This is a genomic window from Actinoplanes octamycinicus (genome assembly GCF_014205225.1).
In the GTDB taxonomy this organism is placed as follows: Bacteria; Actinomycetota; Actinomycetes; order Mycobacteriales; family Micromonosporaceae; genus Actinoplanes; species Actinoplanes octamycinicus.
Genome location: NZ_JACHNB010000001.1, coordinates 1,134,000 through 1,154,333 on the forward strand (window position 1 = coordinate 1,134,000; position 20,334 = coordinate 1,154,333).

At 72.4% G+C, this 20,334-nt stretch carries 22 protein-coding genes, 1 tRNA gene and 1 pseudogene; 9 read left to right on the forward strand and 15 right to left on the reverse strand.

What is annotated here, in order from left to right; all coding sequences use genetic code 11:
* Positions 1–417 precede the first annotated feature (417 nt).
* Both BJY16_RS04960 and BJY16_RS04965 read left to right on the forward strand, forming a co-directional pair.
* Entirely contained in the window at positions 418–1,140 is a 723-nt protein-coding gene (locus tag BJY16_RS04960; RefSeq protein ID WP_185037936.1) for a hypothetical protein, read from the forward strand.
* Positions 1,137–3,500: a bifunctional polysaccharide deacetylase/glycosyltransferase family 2 protein gene (locus tag BJY16_RS04965; RefSeq protein ID WP_444978776.1), complete on the forward strand. Its 2,364-nt coding sequence runs from the start codon at positions 1,137–1,139 to the stop codon at positions 3,498–3,500. The genes BJY16_RS04960 and BJY16_RS04965 overlap by 4 nt, the downstream gene beginning before the upstream one ends.
* A 55-nt stretch (positions 3,501–3,555) precedes the next feature.
* On the opposite strand, the gene BJY16_RS04970 is transcribed toward BJY16_RS04965, so the two are convergent.
* A complete protein-coding gene (locus BJY16_RS04970) occupies positions 3,556–4,800 on the reverse strand; it encodes a GAF domain-containing sensor histidine kinase (RefSeq protein WP_185037937.1) in 1,245 nt (414 codons plus the stop codon).
* Positions 4,801–4,964: 164 nt separating this feature from the next.
* On the opposite strand from BJY16_RS04970, the gene BJY16_RS04975 reads away from it, so the two are divergent.
* The gene (locus BJY16_RS04975; protein WP_185037938.1) at positions 4,965–5,468 is read left to right on the forward strand and encodes a DUF2199 domain-containing protein; all 504 of its coding nucleotides are present in this window, start codon (positions 4,965–4,967) and stop codon (positions 5,466–5,468) included.
* A 150-nt stretch (positions 5,469–5,618) separates the two neighbouring features.
* Here BJY16_RS04975 and BJY16_RS04980 read toward each other — a convergent pair.
* From BJY16_RS04980 to BJY16_RS05005, 6 genes are all read right to left on the reverse strand, one after another.
* Positions 5,619–5,692, reverse strand: a tRNA-Ala gene (locus BJY16_RS04980).
* Positions 5,693–6,027: 335 nt separating this feature from the next.
* Entirely contained in the window at positions 6,028–6,783 is a 756-nt protein-coding gene (gene sepX, locus BJY16_RS04985) for a divisome protein SepX/GlpR (protein WP_185037939.1), read from the reverse strand.
* Positions 6,784–6,908: 125 nt separating this feature from the next.
* Positions 6,909–7,544, reverse strand: coding sequence for a GNAT family N-acetyltransferase (locus BJY16_RS04990; RefSeq protein ID WP_185037940.1), 636 nt, complete (start codon positions 7,542–7,544; stop codon positions 6,909–6,911).
* Positions 7,545–8,858 carry a molybdopterin molybdotransferase MoeA gene (locus BJY16_RS04995; protein ID WP_185037941.1) on the reverse strand — a complete coding sequence of 438 codons (1,314 nt, stop codon included), beginning with the start codon at positions 8,856–8,858 and terminating at the stop codon, positions 7,545–7,547. It lies immediately after the preceding gene.
* A complete protein-coding gene (locus BJY16_RS05000; protein WP_185037942.1) occupies positions 8,855–9,766 on the reverse strand; it encodes a UTP--glucose-1-phosphate uridylyltransferase in 912 nt (303 codons plus the stop codon). Before BJY16_RS05000 ends, BJY16_RS04995 begins: the two co-directional genes overlap by 4 nt.
* 90 nt (positions 9,767–9,856) lie before the next feature.
* A complete protein-coding gene (locus tag BJY16_RS05005; protein ID WP_221501892.1) occupies positions 9,857–11,989 on the reverse strand; it encodes a sensor domain-containing diguanylate cyclase in 2,133 nt (710 codons plus the stop codon).
* A gap of 39 nt (positions 11,990–12,028) precedes the next feature.
* Here BJY16_RS05005 and BJY16_RS05010 point away from each other — a divergent pair, with 39 nt between their 5' ends.
* The gene (locus tag BJY16_RS05010) at positions 12,029–12,646 is read left to right on the forward strand and encodes a 5-formyltetrahydrofolate cyclo-ligase (protein ID WP_185037944.1); all 618 of its coding nucleotides are present in this window, start codon (positions 12,029–12,031) and stop codon (positions 12,644–12,646) included.
* Between the two features lie 378 nt (positions 12,647–13,024).
* Positions 13,025–13,207: pseudogene (locus tag BJY16_RS48280) on the forward strand (FmdB family zinc ribbon protein); the annotation flags it as partial.
* A gap of 62 nt (positions 13,208–13,269) precedes the next feature.
* Here BJY16_RS48280 and BJY16_RS48285 read toward each other — a convergent pair.
* Positions 13,270–13,539, reverse strand: coding sequence for a hypothetical protein (locus BJY16_RS48285; protein ID WP_239177186.1), 270 nt, complete (start codon positions 13,537–13,539; stop codon positions 13,270–13,272).
* Positions 13,540–13,671: 132 nt separating this feature from the next.
* Between BJY16_RS48285 and BJY16_RS05020 the strand changes: the two genes are divergently transcribed.
* A complete protein-coding gene (locus BJY16_RS05020) occupies positions 13,672–14,163 on the forward strand; it encodes a hypothetical protein (RefSeq protein ID WP_185037946.1) in 492 nt (163 codons plus the stop codon).
* 137 nt (positions 14,164–14,300) lie between these two features.
* Here the strand turns inward: BJY16_RS05020 and BJY16_RS05025 are convergent, their stop codons facing one another.
* On the reverse strand, positions 14,301–14,480 hold the full coding sequence (locus BJY16_RS05025; protein WP_185037947.1) for a hypothetical protein: 180 nt from the start codon (positions 14,478–14,480) through the stop codon (positions 14,301–14,303).
* 64 nt (positions 14,481–14,544) lie between these two features.
* On the opposite strand from BJY16_RS05025, the gene BJY16_RS05030 reads away from it, so the two are divergent.
* Positions 14,545–14,877, forward strand: a complete 333-nt coding sequence (locus BJY16_RS05030; protein WP_239177182.1) for a translation initiation factor 2 — start codon at positions 14,545–14,547, stop codon at positions 14,875–14,877.
* Between the two features lie 125 nt (positions 14,878–15,002).
* On the opposite strand, the gene BJY16_RS05035 is transcribed toward BJY16_RS05030, so the two are convergent.
* Entirely contained in the window at positions 15,003–15,476 is a 474-nt protein-coding gene (locus tag BJY16_RS05035) for a DUF2231 domain-containing protein (RefSeq protein WP_185037949.1), read from the reverse strand.
* Positions 15,477–15,622: 146 nt separating this feature from the next.
* Here BJY16_RS05035 and BJY16_RS05040 point away from each other — a divergent pair, with 146 nt between their 5' ends.
* Complete coding sequence (locus BJY16_RS05040) at positions 15,623–16,054, forward strand: Fur family transcriptional regulator (RefSeq protein WP_185037950.1); 432 nt, start codon at positions 15,623–15,625, stop codon at positions 16,052–16,054.
* 28 nt (positions 16,055–16,082) lie between these two features.
* Positions 16,083–16,940: an oxygenase MpaB family protein gene (locus tag BJY16_RS05045; RefSeq protein ID WP_185037951.1), complete on the forward strand. Its 858-nt coding sequence runs from the start codon at positions 16,083–16,085 to the stop codon at positions 16,938–16,940.
* Here BJY16_RS05045 and BJY16_RS05050 read toward each other — a convergent pair whose 3' ends face one another.
* From BJY16_RS05050 to BJY16_RS05070, 5 genes are all read right to left on the reverse strand, one after another.
* Complete coding sequence (locus tag BJY16_RS05050) at positions 16,941–17,765, reverse strand: RecB family exonuclease (protein ID WP_239177184.1); 825 nt, start codon at positions 17,763–17,765, stop codon at positions 16,941–16,943.
* An 89-nt stretch (positions 17,766–17,854) separates the two neighbouring features.
* The gene (locus BJY16_RS05055) at positions 17,855–18,472 is read right to left on the reverse strand and encodes a MarC family protein (protein ID WP_185037953.1); all 618 of its coding nucleotides are present in this window, start codon (positions 18,470–18,472) and stop codon (positions 17,855–17,857) included.
* 51 nt (positions 18,473–18,523) lie between these two features.
* Positions 18,524–19,378 carry a PHP domain-containing protein gene (locus tag BJY16_RS05060; protein WP_185046273.1) on the reverse strand — a complete coding sequence of 285 codons (855 nt, stop codon included), beginning with the start codon at positions 19,376–19,378 and terminating at the stop codon, positions 18,524–18,526.
* Entirely contained in the window at positions 19,375–20,145 is a 771-nt protein-coding gene (locus tag BJY16_RS05065; protein WP_185037954.1) for a PH domain-containing protein, read from the reverse strand. The genes BJY16_RS05060 and BJY16_RS05065 overlap by 4 nt, the downstream gene beginning before the upstream one ends.
* Before the next feature lie 9 nt (positions 20,146–20,154).
* Positions 20,155–20,313, reverse strand: coding sequence for a hypothetical protein (locus BJY16_RS05070; protein ID WP_014447648.1), 159 nt, complete (start codon positions 20,311–20,313; stop codon positions 20,155–20,157).
* Positions 20,314–20,334: the final 21 nt, after the last annotated feature.

Here is a 20,334-nt window from a genome sequence, read left to right on the forward strand (position 1 = left end):
GCGCGCCCCGATCGCCTGCCACGGGGGAAGCGGGCGATAGGGGCGCGCAAGATGCAGCTTAACGAGCCTGGATGAGCGGCACAACGGGTGTCGGGCACGGATTGCCGTGTCGATCCCAGCATCCCAGCGATTCGGACATTATGCTCTTTTAGTCTTTACTACGCATACCGTCTCATGAATACGATTCAACTTGACGGTCGGGAATGCGACACGAATTAGATGCCGATTCTGGCGTAACGTATTCGGGCCACCGGCCGCACCGCAGCTCAGCGGTTTCCGCCTCGGCCGCGGACACATCGCCTTCCATCGGTCAAATCTCGGTGGTCATCATTTCGTCCCTTTTCGGCGGATCAGTCGGCCATCCCCCGACAAGGTGACAAGTGCCAAGATCGCGGTAAATGTTCTTAAGCTCGCCGCGTGACAACGCAGGAGCACCACCACCCGCAGACCGCCGACCAGCGAATTCCGGACACGGAAATCATCGCCGTGGCGACGCCGGCCCCGGTGTTCGTCGACTCCACCGGGCGACGGAGCCGATTGCTCCGCCGGATCGCTCTGGCGTTCGGCATCCTCGTCGTCTCCTACGGCGGGCTGCTCGGCGTCAGCCTGGCCGGCGGTCCGGTGAACTCCAGTGCCGTGCTGCCGCTGCCCGGCCTGGACGACGGGGACGAGAAGACCGTGGCGCCGCCCCAGCCCGGCCCGGCCCCGGAGGCGACGACCCCGTCGAGCGCCCCGGCCCGGCACCCGCTGATCGAGTCGGTGAACCAGCCGCGCCGGGCCCCGGTCCGGCAGCCCACCACGACCGCGCCGAAGCCGGCCGCCAGCAGCAAGCCGGCGAAGACCACGACCAAGGCGACGACCGCGCCCACCAAGCCGGCGCCCGCGGCGACCACCCCGAAGCCCTCGGTCAGCACCACGAAACCGACCGAGTCGACCACCACCACGCCGGCGCCCGGCCCGACCGGCACCACGGTGGCGCCGAAGCCGCCGACGCAGCAGCCGCCCGCCCCGAAGCCGCCGGCCGAGGAACCGAAGTCGGGGCCGACCGCGCTGCCCACGCTGGCCCCGGCCACCGGGGACGACCCGGCTGACAACGACACCCCGACGGCCGCCCCGTCCGCCTCCGGGGAGCCGGCGTGAGCAGCCGCGCCAAGGGCCGCAACCGGGGCCGCAGCCGCCGGCGGATCCTGCCCCGGCCGCGGGTCATGCTCGGCACGCTGGTGCTCGGCTTCTTCGTCGCGGTGCTGGTGGTGCAGGCGTACATCAACGCCGAGTTCACCGCCGACCACAAGGAGACCGAGGTCGGTGACCAGGACGGCGTGCCGCTGTCGATCCGCGGCGGGGGGCCGATCGTCAACACCACCGGCGGGCAGGAGACCACCAGCCGGCTGCCGGACCGCACCATCGCGCTCACCTTCGACGACGGGCCGGACCCGACCTGGACCCCGCGGGTCCTGAAGGTGCTCCGGGAGAACGACGCGCACGGCACGTTCTTCGTCGTCGGCTCCCAGGTGGCCCGCCACCCGGCGCTCACCAAGGACATCGTCGCCGACGGCAACGAGCTGGGCCTGCACACCTTCACCCACCCCAACATGCAGCTGCTCGCGCCGTGGCGGCGGCATCTGGAGCTGTCCCAGAACCAGGTGGCGATCGCCAAGGCCACCGGGGTGCACACCAACCTGGCCCGGTTCCCGTACTCCTCGAAGACCGAGGCGATCGACGAGACCAACTGGAAGATCGTCAAGGAGGCCGGCCGGGCCGGCTACCTGGTCGTCGTCAACGACACGGACAGCGAGGACTGGCAGCGCCCCGGCGTCGACCGGATCATCCAGAACGCGACGCCGGTCGGCGACAGCTCGGCGATCATCCTGTTCCACGACGCCGGTGGCGACCGCTCGCAGACGATCGAGGCGCTGGCCAAGTTCATCCCGCTGATGAAGGCCCGCGGCTACCGGTTCACCACGGTCACCGAGGGCCTGAACCTGGGCATCGAGGAGCAGGCCGCCGCGGTCAAGTCCGGCCGGGCGCCGGAGAGCGCCTCGGTCATCCCCACCCTGCCGCTCAACCCGGCCGCCGCGCCCGGCGACGAGTGGCGCGGATCGGCGCTGATCTGGACGGTACGCCTGGCCGACGGCCTGGTCGCCGTGGTGGCCGCGCTGTTCGTGGTGGTCGGCGTGCTGACCATCGGCCGGACCGCGCTGTTGCTGCTGCTGGCCGGCCGGCACGCCCGGCAACGGCGGAAACCGGGCTGGCGCTGGGGTGAGCCGGTCACCGACCCGGTGTCGGTGATCGTGCCCGCCTACAACGAGAAGGAAGGCATCGAGGCCGCCGTCCGGTCGCTGGCCGGCGGCGACTACCCGGAGATCGAGGTGGTGGTGGTCGACGACGGCTCCACCGACAACACCGCCGAGATCGCCGAGGGGCTGCGGCTGCCCAACGTCCGGGTGGTCCGGGTGCCCAACGGCGGCAAGTCGAACGCCCTGAACACCGGGATCGCGCTGGCCAAGCACGACCTGATCGTCACGGTCGACGGCGACACCGTCTTCGAGCGGGACTCGATCCAGAAGCTGGTGCAGCCGTTCGGCGACCCCACGGTCGGGGCGGTGGCCGGCAACGTCAAGGTCGGCAACCGGGGCACCCTGGTCTCCACCTGGCAGCACATCGAGTACGTGATCGGCTTCAACCTGGACCGCCGGCTCTACGAGACGCTCAACTGCATGCCCACCGTGCCCGGCGCGATCGGCGCGTTCCGCCGTGAGGCGCTGGCCCAGGTCGGCGGGATCAGCGACGAGACCCTGGCCGAGGACACCGACGTCACCATGGCGCTGTGCCGGCAGGGCTGGCGGGTGGTCTACGAGGAGCACGCCAAGGCGTGGACCGAGGCGCCGACCACCCTGGAGCAGCTCTACCGGCAGCGGTACCGGTGGAGTTACGGGACCATGCAGGCGATGTGGAAGCACCGCCGGGCGCTGTTCGACAAGGGCCCGTCCGGGCGCTTCGGCCGGGTCGGCCTGCCGTTCCTCGCGCTGTTCGGGGTGGCGCTGCCGATGCTCGCCCCGGTGGTCGACATCATGCTGGTCTACGGCCTGGTCTTCTGGGAGCTGAAGGAGACCCTGGTCGCCTGGCTCGGCATGCTGGCCCTGCAGGTGTTCACCGCGCTGGTCGCGTTCCGCTTCGACCGGGAGCCGATCAAGGCGCTCTGGCGGCTGCCGCTGCAACAGTTCGCCTACCGGCAGCTGATGTACCTGGTGCTGATCCAGTCGGCGACCACCGCGCTGACCGGTGGCCGGCTGCGCTGGCACAAGCTGAACCGAGCCGGGCTGGCCCCACGCTCGGCGACCCCGCCGCCCCCGCCGCCCCCACCGAGCGGATCGGTGGCGCCGGCCGTCGACAGCTGGCCGCCGACCGTGCCGGAACTGCCCCGCCAGCAGCAGCCGATCGGGCGGGCGGTGGCCCCGCCGACCACGCCCGCGGTGCCCTCCCCGGTCTACCGGGATTGAGAGACGGACCCGCGTCCCACCGAACTGCAGCCGGTGGGACGCGGGTTTTCCCGTCTCAGGCCAGCGCCAGGTCGCGAATCAGCTCGTCCGGCGTCAGATCGGCGTACGGGAACACCACGTGCAGCGAGGTGCCGTCGCCGGGCCGGTCGGAGAGCGCCACGGTGGCGTGGTGGGCGTCCAGGATCCGTTTCGCCACGGCCAGCCCGCGGTCCGGGCCGGGCACGTCCGCCAGGTTCGCGATCGCCCCGTAGTACAGGTGCGGGAACAGATCCGGGCGCATCCCGTCGGGCAGGTCCATGTCGTCGAGCCGGACGGTCGGGCCGGACTCCATCTCGGTGCCGACCCGTACCCGGCCGCCCTCCGGCGTGTACTTCACCGCGGCGAACAGCAGGTGGGTCAGCACCTGCTCCAGCCGCACCGGGTCGGCGATGATCGGCAGCGACGGGCCGCCGGCCTGGTTCAGGATCCAGATGTGCTTGCTGGCCGCGATCGGGCGGACCGCCTCGACCGCCCGCTGGGTCACCCGGGTCAGGTCCACCTGCCGCATGTGCAGGCTGTCCCCGCCCAGCCCGGCGTCGGCCATCTGGGTCAGGTGGTCGATCAGCTCACGGAACCCGCGCACGTGCGCCGCGGTGGCCCGGCCGACCAGATCGGCCAGCTCAAAGTCGTGGTAACCGGTGTCGCCCAGGCTCTCCAGGTAGGTCGACATCAGCCGCAGCGACGACCGCAGCTCGCCGCCGACCAGGCCGGCCAGGTCGTCCTTGCGGCGTTCCAGCTCCTGCAGCCGGGCCGTGGTGTTGGCCAGCGCGTAGGCGTACCGGCGCAGCTCCAGCTGAGCGGTCACCTGCCGGGCCAGCGCCCGCAACGCCTGCTGCTGCTCCATCTCCAGCCGGCGCGGCTCGGTGTCCATCACGCACAGCGTGCCGAGCGCGAACCCGTCGGTGGTCATCAGCGGTGCCCCGGCGTAGAACCGGGTGCCGTCGATCGCGGTCACCGCCGGGTTGTCGGCGAACCGCGCGTCCTGGCTGGCGTCCGGCACCACGAGCAGGTCCCGGCCGAGGATCGCGTGCGCGCAGAAGGACAGGTCCCGCGGCGTCTCCACCAGGTCCGGCCCGGTGCTGGCCTTGGCCCACTGCCGGTCCGCGTCGACCAGGCTGACCATGGACATCGGCGTCTCACAGACCCCGGCGGCCAGCGCGACGATGTCGTCGAAGTCCTTCTCCGGCGGGCTGTCCAGGATGTCGAGCGAGTAGAGCGCGGCCAGCCGCTCGATCTCGTTGTCGGGCAGGGGTGCTTTCATGGCGGTCACCTCCGAGACTTGCTTCAGAGATACCAGGCAAAAGTAGCCACCTTCGCATTTCGCCCAGATCCGGCGCGCGGTTCGGCTCGTTTCCCCGAACAGCCGGTGTGACTTCCCCGGCGTGCCGCTGATCACCGCCGCTCACGGCCGTATGCTTCGCGGCCATGAACACCGACGAGTTCGCGTGCGGCACCTGCGGCTCGACACACAGCGGTCCGCCGCTGAGCTTCGCCGCGCCGGCCCCGGACTTCTGGCTGCCGGAGATGGCCGAGACCGAGGGTTGCCTGCTCGACTCCGACCTGTGCGTGATCAACGGCGAGCGTTTCTTCATCCGCGGCCTGATCGAACTACCGGTCTGGGACACCGGCGACGTCTTCACCTACAGCATGTGGGTGTCCCTGAGCCGCCCGAACTTCACCCGCGCCGTCGACATCTGGGAACAGCCCGGCCGGGAGAACGAGCCGCCGTACTTCGGCTGGCTGTCCAACGAGATCGCCGGCTACACCCCGACCACCCTGAACCTGAAGACCAACGTCCACACCCGCCCGGTCGGCCAGCCCCCTTACATCGAGCTGGAACCCACCGGCCACCCGCTGGCCATCGAACAGCGAGCCGGCATCTTCCGCTCCCGCGTCGAAGAGATCGCCAGCGTCCACCTGCACCGCTGACCGGCCCGCGAGCCGGAAGCACCAGGACGGCCGTAAGTGTCGGAGCGGACCGCGGCCACCGTAACGCGGGGTTTCCGGGGCTCGGCCCCGGAGCAGAAATGCGAAACACCTCCCGATCCGCGCTTTCCGCGGACAGGAGGTGCCCAGGTGTGGAGCTGTGGGGATTTGAACCCCAGACCCCCTCGATGCGAACGAGGTGCGCTACCAGACTGCGCCACAGCCCCTGGTCGGCTCTCCGGTGAGGCCTTCACCGTGGAACCTCCGAAAGGCTAACAGGTCCCCCGGCAACCCCGCGAACCACCCCTCCCCCTTCCCCTGCCTCCGGTGTTGATTCGGGGTTCTGGCACGTCGCGACCACCCGCGGACGCCGCCCCGGAGGGTCTCGCGCTCTGGACGCGCCAGCGGCCAGCGAGGCCCGCAGGGGTCCCCGCGGGAGCGGCGATCAGTGATCAGCGCGGACCGTGGCAATGAAGAAGTTGATCGTGATCTTCGACGGCCCGGATCCGGGCGCGCCGGAAGCCGGCAACAGGACCGCTTCAGACGGCCTGGCAGCGGCGGGTCAGGCGGTGTGGTGGCGGCCGCCGGCCTCGTAGGGACGGCCGCGCAGGCCACCCCGGCGGCGGTAGGAGACCGATCCGCCGTTGGCGGCGACCGGCAGGTCGGACGGCTCCCGGTCGAGGCCCATCGCCGCGCGCCGGACCGCCTCCTTCTGGGCGGCCAGGCGGCGCTGGGCCTCGCGGCGCGCCGCGGCCCGGCGGGCCTGCTCCCGTCGCACCTCGGCCTGGCGGGCGGCCAGCCACGCCGCCTCGCGGGCCTGGATGCGGCGGCGGCGCCGGTCGGCGAGGGCCCGGTTGCGCAGGTGGACCAGGTAGAGGCCGAGCAGCGTGCCGGTCACCGCGAAGCTGATCCAGAAGCCCGGGCCGACGGCCAGCACGCCGATCAGCTCGATCACGTTGAGCAGCACCAGCGCGGCGAAGACCCGGCGGCGGCGGACGACCGCGGGGGCGCCCCGGCGGCGCGGCGCGCGGCGGACCGGGCGACGGCCGGTGACCAGGCGCAACCGGCGCTGCGGGGGTGGGGTGGATTCACCCGATGGGGCGGGCAGCGTAACCGTAACCTGGCGCGCGGGGTTGATCGGTCGGCGTCCGGGCACGGTGCGGCGACGACGCCGGCGCTGGAGCACCCGCGCCGTCGACGACGCCCGCTCCGCGGCGAGGCGCTCGGTGGCGTCGTACCGGCGGACCAGCGCCGGGGCGAGGGCGAGCAGCCCAGCCGCGGCGAGGACGGCGAGGAGCACCGAGGTCGGCACCCTCACCCCTTTCGTTCCGCCACGACGGATGACACGACAGACGACATGCCGAATGACACGACGAATGCGAGGTTACGGGCGGTAGCGGTGATATTTCGCGCGCCGCGCCGACGGCACTCACGCGCTCAAGATCATTTAGTCGTGCGAACCCGTTTCCAGCGGGACAGCAGACCGCCCTCGGCGGCCACCTCCTCGCTGGTCATGGCATAGCCCAGATGGTCCCGCCAGCCGCCGTCGATGTGCATGTAGCGCTGGTGGTACGCCTCCTCGCGGAACCCCAGCTTCTCCACCACCCGGCGGCTCGGCCCGTTCTCCGGCCGGATGTTGACCTCGATCCGGTGCAGCCCACCCGGCCCGAACGCGTGGTCCACGGCCAGCGCCAGCGCGGTCGGGATCACCCCGCGGCCGGCCACCCGGTGGTCGATCCAGTAGCCCGCGTAGGCCGACGCGAACGCCCGCCGCACGATGTTGCCCAGGTTCACGTGCCCGACCAGGCGCTCCCGGCCGCCCTCCACCAGGCAGACGGCGAACGGCATGCTGTCCCCGCGCCGCGCCGCCCGTTTCATGTCCCGGTAGACGTAGGAGTAGGCGCGGATCGAGTTCATCTCCGCCCACGGCCCGGGCGGCGCCGACTCCCACGGCGCCAGCCAGGCCTGATTGGCGATCCGCACCTCGGACCAGGCCCGGGCGTCACCGCGCTGGTACGGCCGCAGCAACACCGGCCCGTCCGCGAGCACAGCGGGCCAGCCGGGGGTCGCCCCGAGCATTCATCGCCTCCGGTCGAGCAGCAACACGTCCACGGTCGAACCGGCCGCCGCCGTGGTGACCCGCTCCCCGAGCACCAGCAGGCCGTTGGCCTCGGCCAAACCGGAGAGAGTGTACGGCCCCCCGGCGAGCGGCTGCACAGTGTAACCGCCGCCCCGCCGCTCGGCGACATGCGCCGGACGGAACTCGCGCAGCCCGCCGGGCGACGACACTGTCTCCAGCAGGTGCGCCTTCACGCTCGGCCGGAACACCGGCTCGGCCCCGGCGAGCAGCTGGATCGCCGGCCGGGCCAGCACCTCGAAGCCGATCAATGCGGCGCCCGGCTCGCCGGGCAGGCAGACCACCGGGACCTCCTCGCCGCCGACCGTGCCGAAACCGAGCGCGGTACCCGGGCAGAGCGCCACGTCGGTGAACTCGACGGTGCCCCGGCCGGTGCCGGGCCGGGACAGCACCCGGCGCAGCATGTCGCCGGGCCCGGTGCCGGTGCCGCCGGTCGTGATGATCAGGTCGGCGCGCAGCGTCTGGTCCTCCAGCAGGCCGCGCAGCCCCTCCGGATCGTCGTCGCAGATCCCGATCCGGTACGCCAGCGCCCCGGCCTCCACCGCGGCGGCGGTCAGCGCGTGCGAGTTGGCGTCCACCACCTGCCCCGGCTGGCTGGGCCGGCCCACGTCGACCAGCTCGTCGCCGGTCGCCACGACCACCACCCGCGGGCTGGGCCGGACCAGCACGTGCCCGATCCCGGCGGCCGCGAAGGTGGCCACCATCGGCGGCGTCACATACGCCCCGGCGGTGGCCAGCACCTGGCCGACGGCCAGCTCCTCACCGGCCCGGCGCACCCCGGAACCACGTTTCGGGGCGTGCAGGATCTCCACCGCGGCCATGCCCTGGTCGGTCCAGTGCACCGGGACCACCACGTCGGCGCCGATCGGCAGCGGCGCCCCGGCGGCCACCGAGAAGCAGGTGCCCGGGGTCAGCCGGACCGGCCGCCAGCTGGCCGCGCCCAGATCGCCGACCACGTTCAGCCGGACGCTGCGGGTCGGGCCGCTGTCCAACTGGCCGAACGCCGGGTGCGCGCCGAGGCGCCCGGCGCCGGCCAGGTCCTCCCACCGGGCCGCGTATCCGTCGATCGCGGCCTGGTCGAACGCCGGGAACGGGTGCGGCGCGACCACGTCGGCCGCGAGCACGTTCCCGTGCGCCTGGGTGAGGTCGAGGTCGAGCGGAGGCAGCGCCCGGAGCCTGCGCAGCGTGCTGCCCAGGTACTCGGCGAGAGGCATCAGCTCGTTCGCGGCCGCCTCGGCATCGGCCGTAGCGGTCATCCCTTCCGACCACCGACGAATTCGGCGAGCCAGGCCCGGAACTCCTCGCCCAGATCGGGTCGCTGGGCAGCGAGCTGGACGACGGTCTGCAGGTAGCCGAGCGGCTGGCCGGTGTCGTACCGGATGCCGCGGTAGACGATGCCGTGCACCGGGGTGCCGGCCTCCAGCAGCGCCGCCATCGCGTCGGTCAGCTGGATCTCGCCGCCGCTGCCCGGCTTGGTCTCGGCGATCGCGTCGAAGATCTTGCCGGGCAGCACGTAGCGCCCGACCACGGCCAGGTTGCTCGGCGCCTCGCTCGGCGCCGGCTTCTCCACCAGGCCGGTCACCTCGACCACGTCCTCGCCGAGGTCGGACTCGCGCACCGAGGCGATCCCGTAGCGGGCCGTCTCCTCCGGGGTGACCTCGATGAAGGCCAGCACGATGCCGCCGGTCCGCGCCTGCAGGTCGAGCATCTGCGGCAGCAGCGGGCTGCCCTCGTCGACGAACTCGTCGCCGAGCAGCACCGCGAACGGGCTGTCGCCGACGTGCGAGGCGGCGGTGCCGACCGCGTGCCCGAGGCCGAGCGGCTCACCCTGCCGGACGGTGTAGATGTCGGCCAGCTCACTGGTGCGGCGCACCGCGGCGAGCCGCTCGGTGTCGCCCTTCTCCGCCAGCCGCTGCTCCACATCGGGCCGGCGGTCGAAGTGGTCCACCATCGACGTCTTGCCCCGCCCGGTGACCAGCAGCACATCGGTGATCCCGGCGGCGGCCGCCTCCTCCACGATGTACTGCAGCACCGGCCGGTCGACGACCGGCAGCAACTCTTTCGGCACCGCCTTGGTGGCCGGCAGGAAACGCGTGGCGAGACCGGCCGCCGGGATCACCGCTTTCACCGCACGCTTGCCGGACTCCTGCGCGTTCGTTGTCATCAGTCACCGCACCTTCGCTGGATCGTGCCCCGCTGTGTCGGCCGCGGCCGAGTCGTTCGCAGCCACGTCGCTCACGAACATGCCGCGAGACTATCGGCCGGAACCACGAAGTGGCGGCTGCGGCCCGCTGCCGGCCGCGGCCGGATCGAAATTCCCCTCGGGTACGCGGGACGAAACGCTCTCCGCGAGACGGTACGTGTCCCGGCCCGCGTTCTTCGCCGCGTACAGCGCCTCGTCCGCGGCGGCGAGCACCTGCTGGGCGGTGTCACCGTGCTCGGGGAAGACGGCGATGCCGATCGACACGCTGATCGGGATCCGGTCGTCCAGGCCGGGACGCCGCGGATCGACACGCACCGGCCGGTCGCGGACCAGGGCACCGAGCCGCTCGGCGACGATCACCCCGCCGTACGCGTCGGTCTCCGGAAGCAGCACCACGAACTCCTCCCCGCCCTGGCGGAACGCCACGTCCACCTCGCGCAGCCCGACCCGGATCCGCCGGGCGAACTCGCCCAGCACCTGATCGCCCGCCGGGTGCCCGTACGTGTCGTTCACCTCCTTGAAGTGATCGAGGTCGAGCACCAGGACGGTGAGCATCCGGCCGAACCGGCTGGCCCGCTCCACCTCCCGGCGCAGCACCTCGCGCAGATAACGGTAGTTCCACAGTCCGGTGAGCGGATCGGTCAACGACAGCCGCTGCGCCTCCTCGTGCACCCGCACGTTGTGCACCGCGACCCCGGCCTGCCCGGCGAAGGTGCGGAGAGTGCGCAGGTCGGCGTCGTCGAAGCAGGGGCTGCCGAGCCGGTCGTACAGCGCCAGGACGCCGAGCGTGCCCGGCCCCGGATCGGGCTCGTCACCCGAAGGTGGCGCGCAGATCGGCACCGCGAGGTACGACTCACAGGCCGGCTCGTCGGCGCCCTCCCCGGTCGTCCCGCGCAGCGGAGTCCCGGAGGCGGCCACCGCGCCGAGCACGCCACGCCCCGGCGCCAGGCGACGGCGGGCCAGGTCCGCGGCCGGCAGATCCCACTCGCCGGTCAGCCCGGCCGCGCACCGCGCGGCCAGCGACCCGTCGGCCGGGTCGACCAGCAGCACCAGGCCGGCCCGGGCCCCGGTCGCGGTCATCGCGGTGCGCAGGATCACCGGCAGGATCCGGTCCAGGTCGTGGGTGCTGGACAGGGTGTCGCCGAGAATCGCCAGGTGCCGGCGCAGCTGGTCCCGGCTGGCGGTCAGCGCCTGCACGTAGGACTGCAGCTCCCGGGTCATCCGGTTGAAGGTGCCGGCCAGCCGGCCCAGCTCGTCCGGCCGCGGGATCGGCACCCGGGTGTCCAGGTCGCCGTTCGCCACCCGGTCGGCGGCCCAGGCCAGGTCACCGAGCGGCCGGGTGGTGGAGCGTGCCAGCCAGCGCGCGGCCAGCACCGCCAGCAGCGCGGTGACCAGCACGATGAGCGGCAGCACGGCATAGCGGAACACCGGCCGCGCGGGTGGCGCCTCCAGGATCAGCGCCAGTGGCTGCCCCGGCCCGGCCGCCAGCCCGCGTCGCCGCCCACCGCTCCCGCTGTCGTTGTGGCCCAGGCTGACGGTCACCCCGGAGGCTTCCCCGAGCCGGCCCAGCAGCGCCGCGTCCACCTGCTGAGCGGCGAACACCGTGACGTCGGCGGCCCGCGCGCTCGCGGCGATCCCGGTGACCCGGGTCCCGTCCGGCGCCGCGCAGTCCTGCCACCCGGCCCGTGCCACGGTCGTCTCCGGCCGCACCCGCCGAGCCAGTCCAGCCGGCCCCGCACCCTCCGCACCGCGCGGCCCCGCGCCCTCCGCGCCACCCGGACCCGCGCCCTCCGCGCCACCCGGACCCGCGCCCTCCGCGGCAGCCGGTCCCGCGGCAGCCGGTCCCGCGCTTTCCGCGCCGGTGAACCGGATGTCCGCGGCCAGTCCCCGGCCGACCAGCTGATCGGCGACCGCGGACCGGGACTCGGCCGGCACCACGGCGACCGCGTCGGCGGCCGCCTGCAACTGTCCGCAGATCGCGCCGACCGCGGTCCGCACGGTCGTCACGGCATGATCGAGGCGCTCGTTCGTCCGGTCCCGGCTGACCGCGGCGACGGTCAGCGCGACGAAGACGGACCCGAGCAGGACCGGACCGAGCACGACCACCAGGAAGGCACTGGTGAGCCGGCCACGTAAAGTCACACATCCTCCCGGGAGTGGCCCTCTTTGGAGCGATGCTGACATAGTGTGCACCGTTTGCCGCTTTTCAAAAGGGGGTGTTGCATGTCGGATTTAGCCGCTGGAGCGGAAAAATCACCCCAAAACAAGATCACGCTACGCGCACAGCTGCTCACCGCACGTCGATCACTTCCGGCCACCGCCCGAGCCGCCGCCGCCACCCAACTTCAAGATCAAACCCTGGCTTTCGTACGCCGATCCGCCCCGCGAACCGTCGCCGCCTACGTCCCGTCCCCCGCCGAGCCCGGTGGCCCCGACCTGCCGGACCTCCTCCGCGCCGCGCTGCCCCCCGGCGGCCGCCTCCTGCTGCCGGTCCTGCTCCCGGACAACGACCTGGACTGGGCCGAATACACCGGCGAGCTGACCCCGGCCACCCGCGGCCTGCACGAGCCACCCGGCCCCCGGCTGGGCGTCACCGCCCTGCGCACCGCCGACCTGATCCTGGTCCCGGCCCTGGCAGTGGGCCGCGACGGCACCCGGATGGGCCGCGGCGGCGGCTCCTACGACCGGGCCCTCGCCCGCCTGCCCCATCCCGGTCCGCTCGTGGTGGCCCTCCTCCACGACCACGAGGCCGTCGACGCAGTCCCCGCCGAACCCCACGACCGCCCGGTCTACGGCGTCCTCACCCCGTCCGGCTTCTCGCCCCGGCCTCTCCCGGGCTGACGCGGCGGGACGCTCGCGCCCGGCTCCATCGGGCCAGCAACATGCCACGGCAAGCGGATCCTGCCTCGAAGTCCCGCCGAGCCCCTCCAGGGGCCGCCTCGAAGTCCCGCCCAGCCCCACCAGGGGCCGCCTCGAAGTCCCGCCCAGCCCCACCAGGGGCCGCCTCGAAGTCCCGCCCAGCCCCACCAGGGGCCCGCCCCCGCCCCCAGCCCTTACCCAAAACCGAACCGCGACCCGCGCCGGCGCCACTGCCCCGGGCAGACTCCGCGCACACCCCACGGACGGGACCGCTCACCCCGTACCGGAATCCGCAACCGCAACCAGCAGCCCACCGCAGCGCGTACTTCGTCACATCCGGCGGCACGCCGGTCCTCAGACATGGGCTGGAGTGGACGAATTGACCTCCGATGCCGCAACATTGGCACTCGGAGTTGGCGAGTGCCAGCAGCCGACAGATCCGGAGGAGCCGTGCCTACCTACCAGTACGCCTGCACCGAGTGCGGTGAGCAGCTCGAAGCCGTGCAGTCTTTCTCCGACCCGGCACTGACCGAGTGCCCGAACTGCCACGGCAAGCTCCGTAAGGTGTTCAACTCGGTCGGCATCGTGTTCAAGGGCTCCGGGTTCTACCGCAACGACTCCCGGTCCGGCAGCGTGAGCGCGGAGAAGTCGGGCGGCGCCGCGGAGTCGGCCCCGAAGAAGGCGGAGACCACCCCCGCGCCGGCCTCGTCCGCCACGCCGAGCAGCACTCCCGCATCGAGCAGCACCTCCTCCAGCAGCAGCGGGTCGTCCTCCGGCGCGAAAGCCGCCGCCGCTTCCTGACCGCAGCGACCGAAGGGCGTGCCGGACCCGGCACGCCCTTCGTCGTGCCCGGTGTCCGGTTCGTCGCGTCCCACGGTAGTCCCGGCCGACGCCCCGCCCGCGGTTGTCCACATTCCGCGGTTGTCCACAGGCTGGCCCGCGCCTTGCCGGGAAACCGCCTAACCTCGCCCGCCTGAGCACCGCGAACGGCAACGGGAGGGCGAGTCATGAGTCGATCCGGCGATCGGGCCGAGCGCCTCGATCCGGTGCGCCTGCGACCACCTGGCCGGGGCCTGCTGCTCCGGCTCGGCGCGATCGTGGTCCTGCTGGGCATCGCAGCCGTGCTGGTCCGGGCCCGGCCCGCCGGCGCTCCCTGCGCGGCGCCGACAGCCGCCAAGGCCACGGCGAGAGCCAGCCCTCTCCCGTCCGGCGCGGCGCCCGGCCGCCCGGTGATCCCGGACGGCACGGTCGGCGTCCCGGTGCGGCTGGCCGATCCGACGGCGCTGGCCCTGGTGCACCCCGGTAATCGGGTCGATCTGCTGCGGCTCGACGACGAGGGCGACGCGACACCGGTGGCGAGCGCCGCCCTGGTGCTCGACGTGACCGGCGCCGACGATCCGGCGGTGGGTGGGTTGCTGCTCGCGCTCGATGGCGAGGAGGCAGCACGGGCGGTCGCCGCTCCCAGCCGCGGCTTCGCCATCCTGATCCGCCCGGGCTGAGCGCCGTCGAAGCGACTCGGACTCCGGCCCGGCTGAGCGCCGTCGAAGCGACCGGGACTCTCCGGCCTGGCTGAGCGCCGTCGAAGCGACCGGGACCCCGCTACGACCACATCAGCAGCCGAGGCCGACCGGCTCGCTCAGTCCCAGTGTGGCGGACGGTCGTCCAGCAGCCGGTCGTCGTTGGAGTAGTCGCGCTCGCCCCAGCCGCGCTCGGTGTCGTCGCGGGTCTGCTCGGGCAGGATCGGCGCCTCCTCCGAGTCGAAGTCGACCTCGCGCTCGGCGTCGTGATCCCGCTCGGGGCCATCCAGGATGTCCACGTCTAGAAGGGTAAGCCGACATCGCTTCGGCCGTCGTCCCCCTCCGGCTGTACCGTCGGTGAACGTGAGTTCCCCCACCCGTGGCCCGGACGACGACGCGTACTGGCAGCGGCCCACGCCGGATGCCGCCCCGCTCGGCCGGCCGCCTCAGGACCAGCCCGCCACGCCCGAGCCGCCGGCCTACCCGGGGCCGCCGCGCACCGACCCGCCGGCGGCGTACTGGCGGCCGCCGACGATCGCCACGCCGCCCCCGCCGCGGCACATGCCGGCCCAGGACATGGACGCCATCGACGAGGCGGAGGGCTCGGCGCGCACGGTGACCTACGGGGTGGGCCTGGTCGCCGGCGCCGTCGCCGTGATCCTGATCTGCCTGCTCTGCGGCCGCGCGCTGCTCTGAAGCCCCTCCACGGCCGCGCGCTGCTCTGAAGCCCGCCCTGCGGCCACGCTCCTACAAAGCCTGCTCTGCGGCACAACGCAGAAGCGCCGCCGACCCGAAGACCGGCGGCGCTTCTCAGGGCGAGGTCAGTAACTTCCCCAGACCGCGGTCGCCCCCGAGTCGCCGGTTTCGAAGACGTAGTACAGGCTGCCCAGCGCCAGCACCACGGTCAGCACGATGAACACCACGTTCAGCAGCCCCGACAGCTGCCGCTCCGGCCGGACCGTCAGCCCGACCATGACCAGGCTGACCACGCCCAGCCCCAGCACGAACCAGAACAGCATCCCGCCGTAATCCATGTGGTCGTTGAGGATCTCCAGACCTTTGCCTTTGAGCCCGTTCGACACCAGCCGGTCGTAGAGCTTCTCCCCGGACTCCTTCGCGACGAAGGTGGAGACCGGCGCCGCCACCGCGAGCAGCGCCACCGCCCAGCCGAGCCGGGGCCGCCACTTCGCCACCGCGGCGTAGACCACCGCGAGAATCGCGAGCAGCGGCACGAACACCACTGCGGCGTGCAGCACGAGAGCATGTACCGGCAAGCCGTTGACCTGGTCGAACACTTTTCCTCCTCGGTCCGGGGTGATCGCAAGCTTAGAAGTTATGTGACGGCGCAAACATCCCCCCGTCAGCATTTACCTCGGGATTCCGGTTCCGGTTCAGTCACGGACCGGTTGGGGAAACCGCCCACCCGTGTTGTCATAAACGCATGTCCACCGGTGAAGAGCTGCTGCGAGCGCACGGCCTGCGCGTGACCCGTCCGCGCCTGGCCGTGCTGGAGGTGCTCACCGCCGGCGGCCATCTGGAGGTCGACGAGATCGCCCAGCAGGTCCGCACCCGGCTCGACTCGGTCTCCACCCAGGCGGTCTACGACGTGCTCGGCGCGCTGTCCCGGGCCGGCCTGGCCCGGCGGATCGAGCCGGCCGGCAGCCCGGCCCGGTTCGAGGCCCGGGCCGGCGACAACCACCACCACATCGTCTGCCGCGGCTGCGGCGCGATCGCCGACGTGGACTGCGCGATCGGCGAGCGGCCGTGCCTGACTCCGAGCGAGGGCCACGGGTTCGCCCTGGACGAGGCCGAGGTGACTTTCTGGGGTCTCTGCCCGGCCTGCCAGGCCCGCCGCCTGGCGGACACCGCCTGACCTTCCCGGGCGGCCGTGGCAGGCTGGGATGATGACGGGCGATGTTGGTCTCTTCGGACCGGACTCGATCACCTGGAAACTGCACCGTGAGCCGATCCTCATGCTCGGCGGCCTGCGGTCGCTCTACCTGCAGGCCCTGCACCCGCGCGCGGTCGCCGGCGTCGCGCAGAACTCCAGCTACCGCACTGACATGTGGGGCCGGCTGAGCCGCACCGCGGACTACGTGGCCACGGTGGTCTACGGCAGCACCGCCGACGCGGAGCAGGCCGGCGCCCGGCTGCGGCGGCTGCACTCCCGGCTCACCGCGGTCGACCCGCGCACCGGCGAGCGGTTCCGTCTCGACGACCCGGATCTGCTGTGCTGGGTGCACATCGCCGAGGTGGAGTCGTTCCTGACCACCGCGCGGCGTGCCGGGGTGCCGCTCACCCCGGCCGAGGTCGACGCCTATTACACCGAGCAGCTGCGGGCCGCCGAGCTGGTCGGCCTGGACCCGGCGACCGTCCCGGCCACCGCCGCCGAGGTCGACGACTACTACGCGGCGCTGCGTCCGGAGCTGGGCCTGACCAGGGACGGCGCGGAGGCCGCGGCCTTCCTCACCGTCCCGCCGATCCCGGCGACCTGGGGTGGCCGGGCGCTGCGCCTCGGCCTCACCCTCGGGCCGCCCCGCTGGGCCTACCTGGGCCTGGCCAGCACCGCGATCGGGCTGCTGCCGCCGTGGGCGCGGAAGATGTACGGCGCGCCCGGCTGGCCCACCACCGACCTGGCCGCCGCCCTCTCCGCCCGCGGCCTGCGCACCCTGCTCGCCGGGCTCCTGGCCGTGGCGCCCGCGGAGTACCGCGTCTCGCCGGCCCACCAGGCGGCGCTGGCCCGGGCCGGCCTCGCCTGATCACTCGGCGAGGTGCTCCACCGCCGTCCACGGCTCTTTCGCCGCGACCGTCGACCCGGCCGGGCACACCTTGCGGAAGTCGCACCAGCCGCAGAGCGACCCCGGGTTGGTCGGGAAGGCCTCGTCCGGGTCGGCGCCGGCGGCCACCGCTTTCTCCGCGGCCATGATGTCGGTGGCGGTCTCCTCGGCCCGCCGCACCTGCCGGGCGAGCGACTCGTCGGTGTGCTCGTGCGCGGCCACCGTCCCGGTCGGCAGGTGGTGCAGCTCGACCCGGTAGCACGGCCGGCGGAAGACCCGCTGGGCGGCGTAGGCGTAGAGCGCCAGCGCGTGCGAGCCGCGGGCGTCATCGGCGTCCAGCCCGGTGCGGCCGGTCTTGTAGTCGACGATCACCGCCTCCGGCCCGGCCGGGCCCACCCGGCCGTCGATCCGGTCGGCCCGGCCGTTGAGCGCGAGCACCGATGTCTTGGCGGCGACCACCCGCTCGACGCCGAGCGGCTCGTCCTCCGGGTCGAGGGTCGCCACGTAGCTCTCCAGCCAGTCGAGAGCCCGCCGGTACGCCGCGCGCTCCAACTCGACGTCCCGGTAGCCCTCCCGGACCCAGGTGCTTTTCAGCAGGGTGGGCAGCGCCTCCGGCTGGCGGCGCTCGACGGGCAGCGCATACCAGTTCTTCAGGGCGGTGTGCACGCTGGCGCCCAGCGAGTTGTGCGCCCAGGGCGGGCCCTTGGGCGGGGTGGGCCGGTCGACGTACGCATAGCGATAGCGCCGGGGGCAGTCGAGGTAGGCCCCGAGCTTGCTGGGGGTGCAGACGAAGAGACGCTCGGGCATGCCGGCGAAGCCGAGTTGCTCGGGGACGGCGGCGCGGTTCCGGGTGGGAGGCACGCGACAATCCTGCCAGCACCCCCCGACAAGAACCGTCAGAGGCGCGGCGCGTAAACCTGCACGAAGGCGAAGATCGCGTCCGCGATGAGCTGCACCGCGATCGCCGCGAGCAGCAGACCGGCGATCCGGGTGAGCACCTCGATGCCGGCCGGCCGGAGCAGCTTCACGATCAGTCCGGAGAAGCGCAGCACCAGCCAGACGGTGGCCATCACGGCCAGGATCGCGGCGCCCAGGATCAGATACTCGTCCAGGCTCTCGGCGCGCTGCACGAAGAGCATGGTGGCGACGATCGCGCCGGGCCCGGCCAGCAGCGGCGTGCCGAGCGGGACCAGCGCCACGTTGCTGGTGCCGGCCTGCTCGGCCGGCTCGTCGGTCTTGCCGGTGAGCAGCTGCAGGGCGACCAGCACCAGCAGCAGGCCACCGGCCGCCTGCAGGGACGGCAGCTGCACGTGCAGGTAGTCCAGCAGGGTCTGCCCGGCGACCGCGAACCCGACGATCACGCCGAGGGCGAGCAGCACCGCCTGGGTGCCGGCCCGGTTGCGGGCCTTCGCGGGCATGGCGCCGGTCAGCGCGAGGAAGACCGGGACCATACCGGGCGGATCGACGATCACCAGCAGGGTCACGAAGAACTCGCCGAACAGCTTGAGGTTCACCCGATCAAGGTAGGGTGCGGCACTCGTTCGCGCAGGCTGGTGCGGCGATCGTCACCCGAGGACGGGAACACCGGTGGCCGCGGCGGCGATCTTCTCGAAGACCTCCGGGGCGGTCACGAAGGCGCCGAGCTGGACCGTCTTGTGCGTACCGTGGAAATCGGACGAGCCGGTGACCACCAGACCCAACCGGTCGGCCAGCGATCTGATCTCGTCCCGCTCCGCGGGCGAATGGTCCTCGTGGTCGGCCTCCAGGCCGAACAGGCCGGCATCGGCCAGCTCCACGATCAGCTCGTCCGGCACCACCCGCCCGCGCTTGGTCGCCCGCGGGTGCGCGAAGACCGGCACCCCACCGGCCGCCCGCACCGCCGCGACCGCTTCGAACACATCAAGATCCGTTTTCGGTACGAAGTAGCGCGCGCCCAGCCAGGTCGAAGCGAACGCCTCGGTGGTGCTGGCCACCAGCCCGGCCCGGATCAGCGCCTGCGCGATGTGCGGCCGGCCGACCGAGCCACCCGCCGCGTACCCGTGCACCTCGTCCCAGGTGATCGGCACCCCGTCGGCCCGCAGTTTCTCCACGATCCGCTCGCCGCGCTGCTCCCGGTCGGTGCGCAGCAGCAGCATGGCCCGGGCCAGCGCCGGCTCGGACGGGTCGAAGAGGTAGGCCAGCAGGTGCAGCGAGATCGACGGCTGCACGCCGTGCCACCGGCAGGACAGCTCGGCCCCGCGGACCAGGCGGAGTCCGGCCGGCCGGGCCGCCTCGGCTGCCGCCCAGCCACCCGTGGTGTCGTGGTCGGTGATCGCCATGACGTCCAGCCCGGCCGCCGCGCCCGCCCGGACCAGCTCGGCCGGGGTGAACGTGCCGTCGCTGGCGGTGGAATGGCAGTGCAGATCGATCCGGCTGTTCAGGCGTCGTCTCCCTCGTCGTCCTTGCCCAGCCGGGCCTCGACCGCCTGCGGCTCGTACATCTCCTCGACCACCCGGAGATACAACTCGTTCGGGTTCGGCAGGTGCTTGACCTCGCGCAACGCCTGGTCCTGGCCGGCCGACTCGAGCACGAACGTGCCGTAACTCAGCATCCGACCGAGGGCGGACTGCTCGTACTTCATGTCGGTGACCCGGAGCAGCGGCATCATCGCCACCTTGCGGGTGACGATGCCGTTGACCACCATCACCCGTTTGTTGGTCAGGATGAAACGGTCGAAATACCAGTCGAAGACCTTCCAGGCGACCCAGCTGATCACGCCGAGCCAGATCAGCACCGCGACGGTCACCATGCCGTCCACGTTCTGCCGGGTCAGGAAGCCGGCCAGATAGCCGAGCAGGAGGGTCGCGCCGGCGCCGATGCCGAGCGGCGCGGACAGGTGGATCCAGTGCCGTTTCCACTCACCGCGGTAGCGCTCGGTGGGGAAGAGATAGCGGGCGACCAGTGTGGTCGGTTCATCCTCCAGGGGGAGGAAACGCCGCGGACCGCCACTGCGGTCGAGGCCCTCGAGCTCCTCCGCGGTGAAGGTGGGGTCCTCGAACTCGACCCGCTCCTCGGTATAGGTCTCGGCGTGTGTCCGACCAGGATCGGTGTCCTCCATCGCGGGGTCCCGAAACCGGAAGTCGTCGTCGTCATCCCGAGAGCGATGGCCGCCCTCGCCTCGCGGGTCGCGCGGCTCACCAGGATCCATGTAGAGATGCTACGCGACGAGGTCGGTGAAGAAGGTGCCGAAGCCTCGGGCGATGTCCGCGATCGTGCCTCCGAGTGACTCGAAGACGGCGGCGGCCGATCTCGGGTTGAAGGCGATGAAGAAGATCAAGAACGCAATACCAAGCCAGGTGAGGACCTTCTTGATCATGGCGGGCCTTCTCCTCTGGTG

Excerpts from the sequence above, each read along its gene's own strand:
- BJY16_RS04970 (WP_185037937.1), bottom strand. The coding sequence starts at position 4,800 with ATGAAAGCACCCCTGCCCGACAACGAGATCGAGCGGCTGGCCGCGCTC.
- BJY16_RS04975 (WP_185037938.1), top strand. The coding sequence starts at position 4,965 with ATGAACACCGACGAGTTCGCGTGCGGCACCTGCGGCTCGACACACAGC.
- BJY16_RS04990 (WP_185037940.1), bottom strand. The coding sequence starts at position 7,544 with ATGCTCGGGGCGACCCCCGGCTGGCCCGCTGTGCTCGCGGACGGGCCG.
- BJY16_RS04995 (WP_185037941.1), bottom strand. The coding sequence starts at position 8,858 with ATGACCGCTACGGCCGATGCCGAGGCGGCCGCGAACGAGCTGATGCCT.
- BJY16_RS05000 (WP_185037942.1), bottom strand. The coding sequence starts at position 9,766 with ATGACAACGAACGCGCAGGAGTCCGGCAAGCGTGCGGTGAAAGCGGTG.
- BJY16_RS05005 (WP_221501892.1), bottom strand. The coding sequence starts at position 11,989 with ATGTCAGCATCGCTCCAAAGAGGGCCACTCCCGGGAGGATGTGTGACT.
- BJY16_RS05010 (WP_185037944.1), top strand. The coding sequence starts at position 12,029 with ATGTCGGATTTAGCCGCTGGAGCGGAAAAATCACCCCAAAACAAGATC.
- BJY16_RS05020 (WP_185037946.1), top strand. The coding sequence starts at position 13,672 with ATGAGTCGATCCGGCGATCGGGCCGAGCGCCTCGATCCGGTGCGCCTG.
- BJY16_RS05040 (WP_185037950.1), top strand. The coding sequence starts at position 15,623 with ATGTCCACCGGTGAAGAGCTGCTGCGAGCGCACGGCCTGCGCGTGACC.
- BJY16_RS05045 (WP_185037951.1), top strand. The coding sequence starts at position 16,083 with ATGATGACGGGCGATGTTGGTCTCTTCGGACCGGACTCGATCACCTGG.
- BJY16_RS05050 (WP_239177184.1), bottom strand. The coding sequence starts at position 17,765 with ATGCCCGAGCGTCTCTTCGTCTGCACCCCCAGCAAGCTCGGGGCCTAC.
- BJY16_RS05065 (WP_185037954.1), bottom strand. The coding sequence starts at position 20,145 with ATGGATCCTGGTGAGCCGCGCGACCCGCGAGGCGAGGGCGGCCATCGC.
- BJY16_RS05070 (WP_014447648.1), bottom strand. The coding sequence starts at position 20,313 with ATGATCAAGAAGGTCCTCACCTGGCTTGGTATTGCGTTCTTGATCTTC.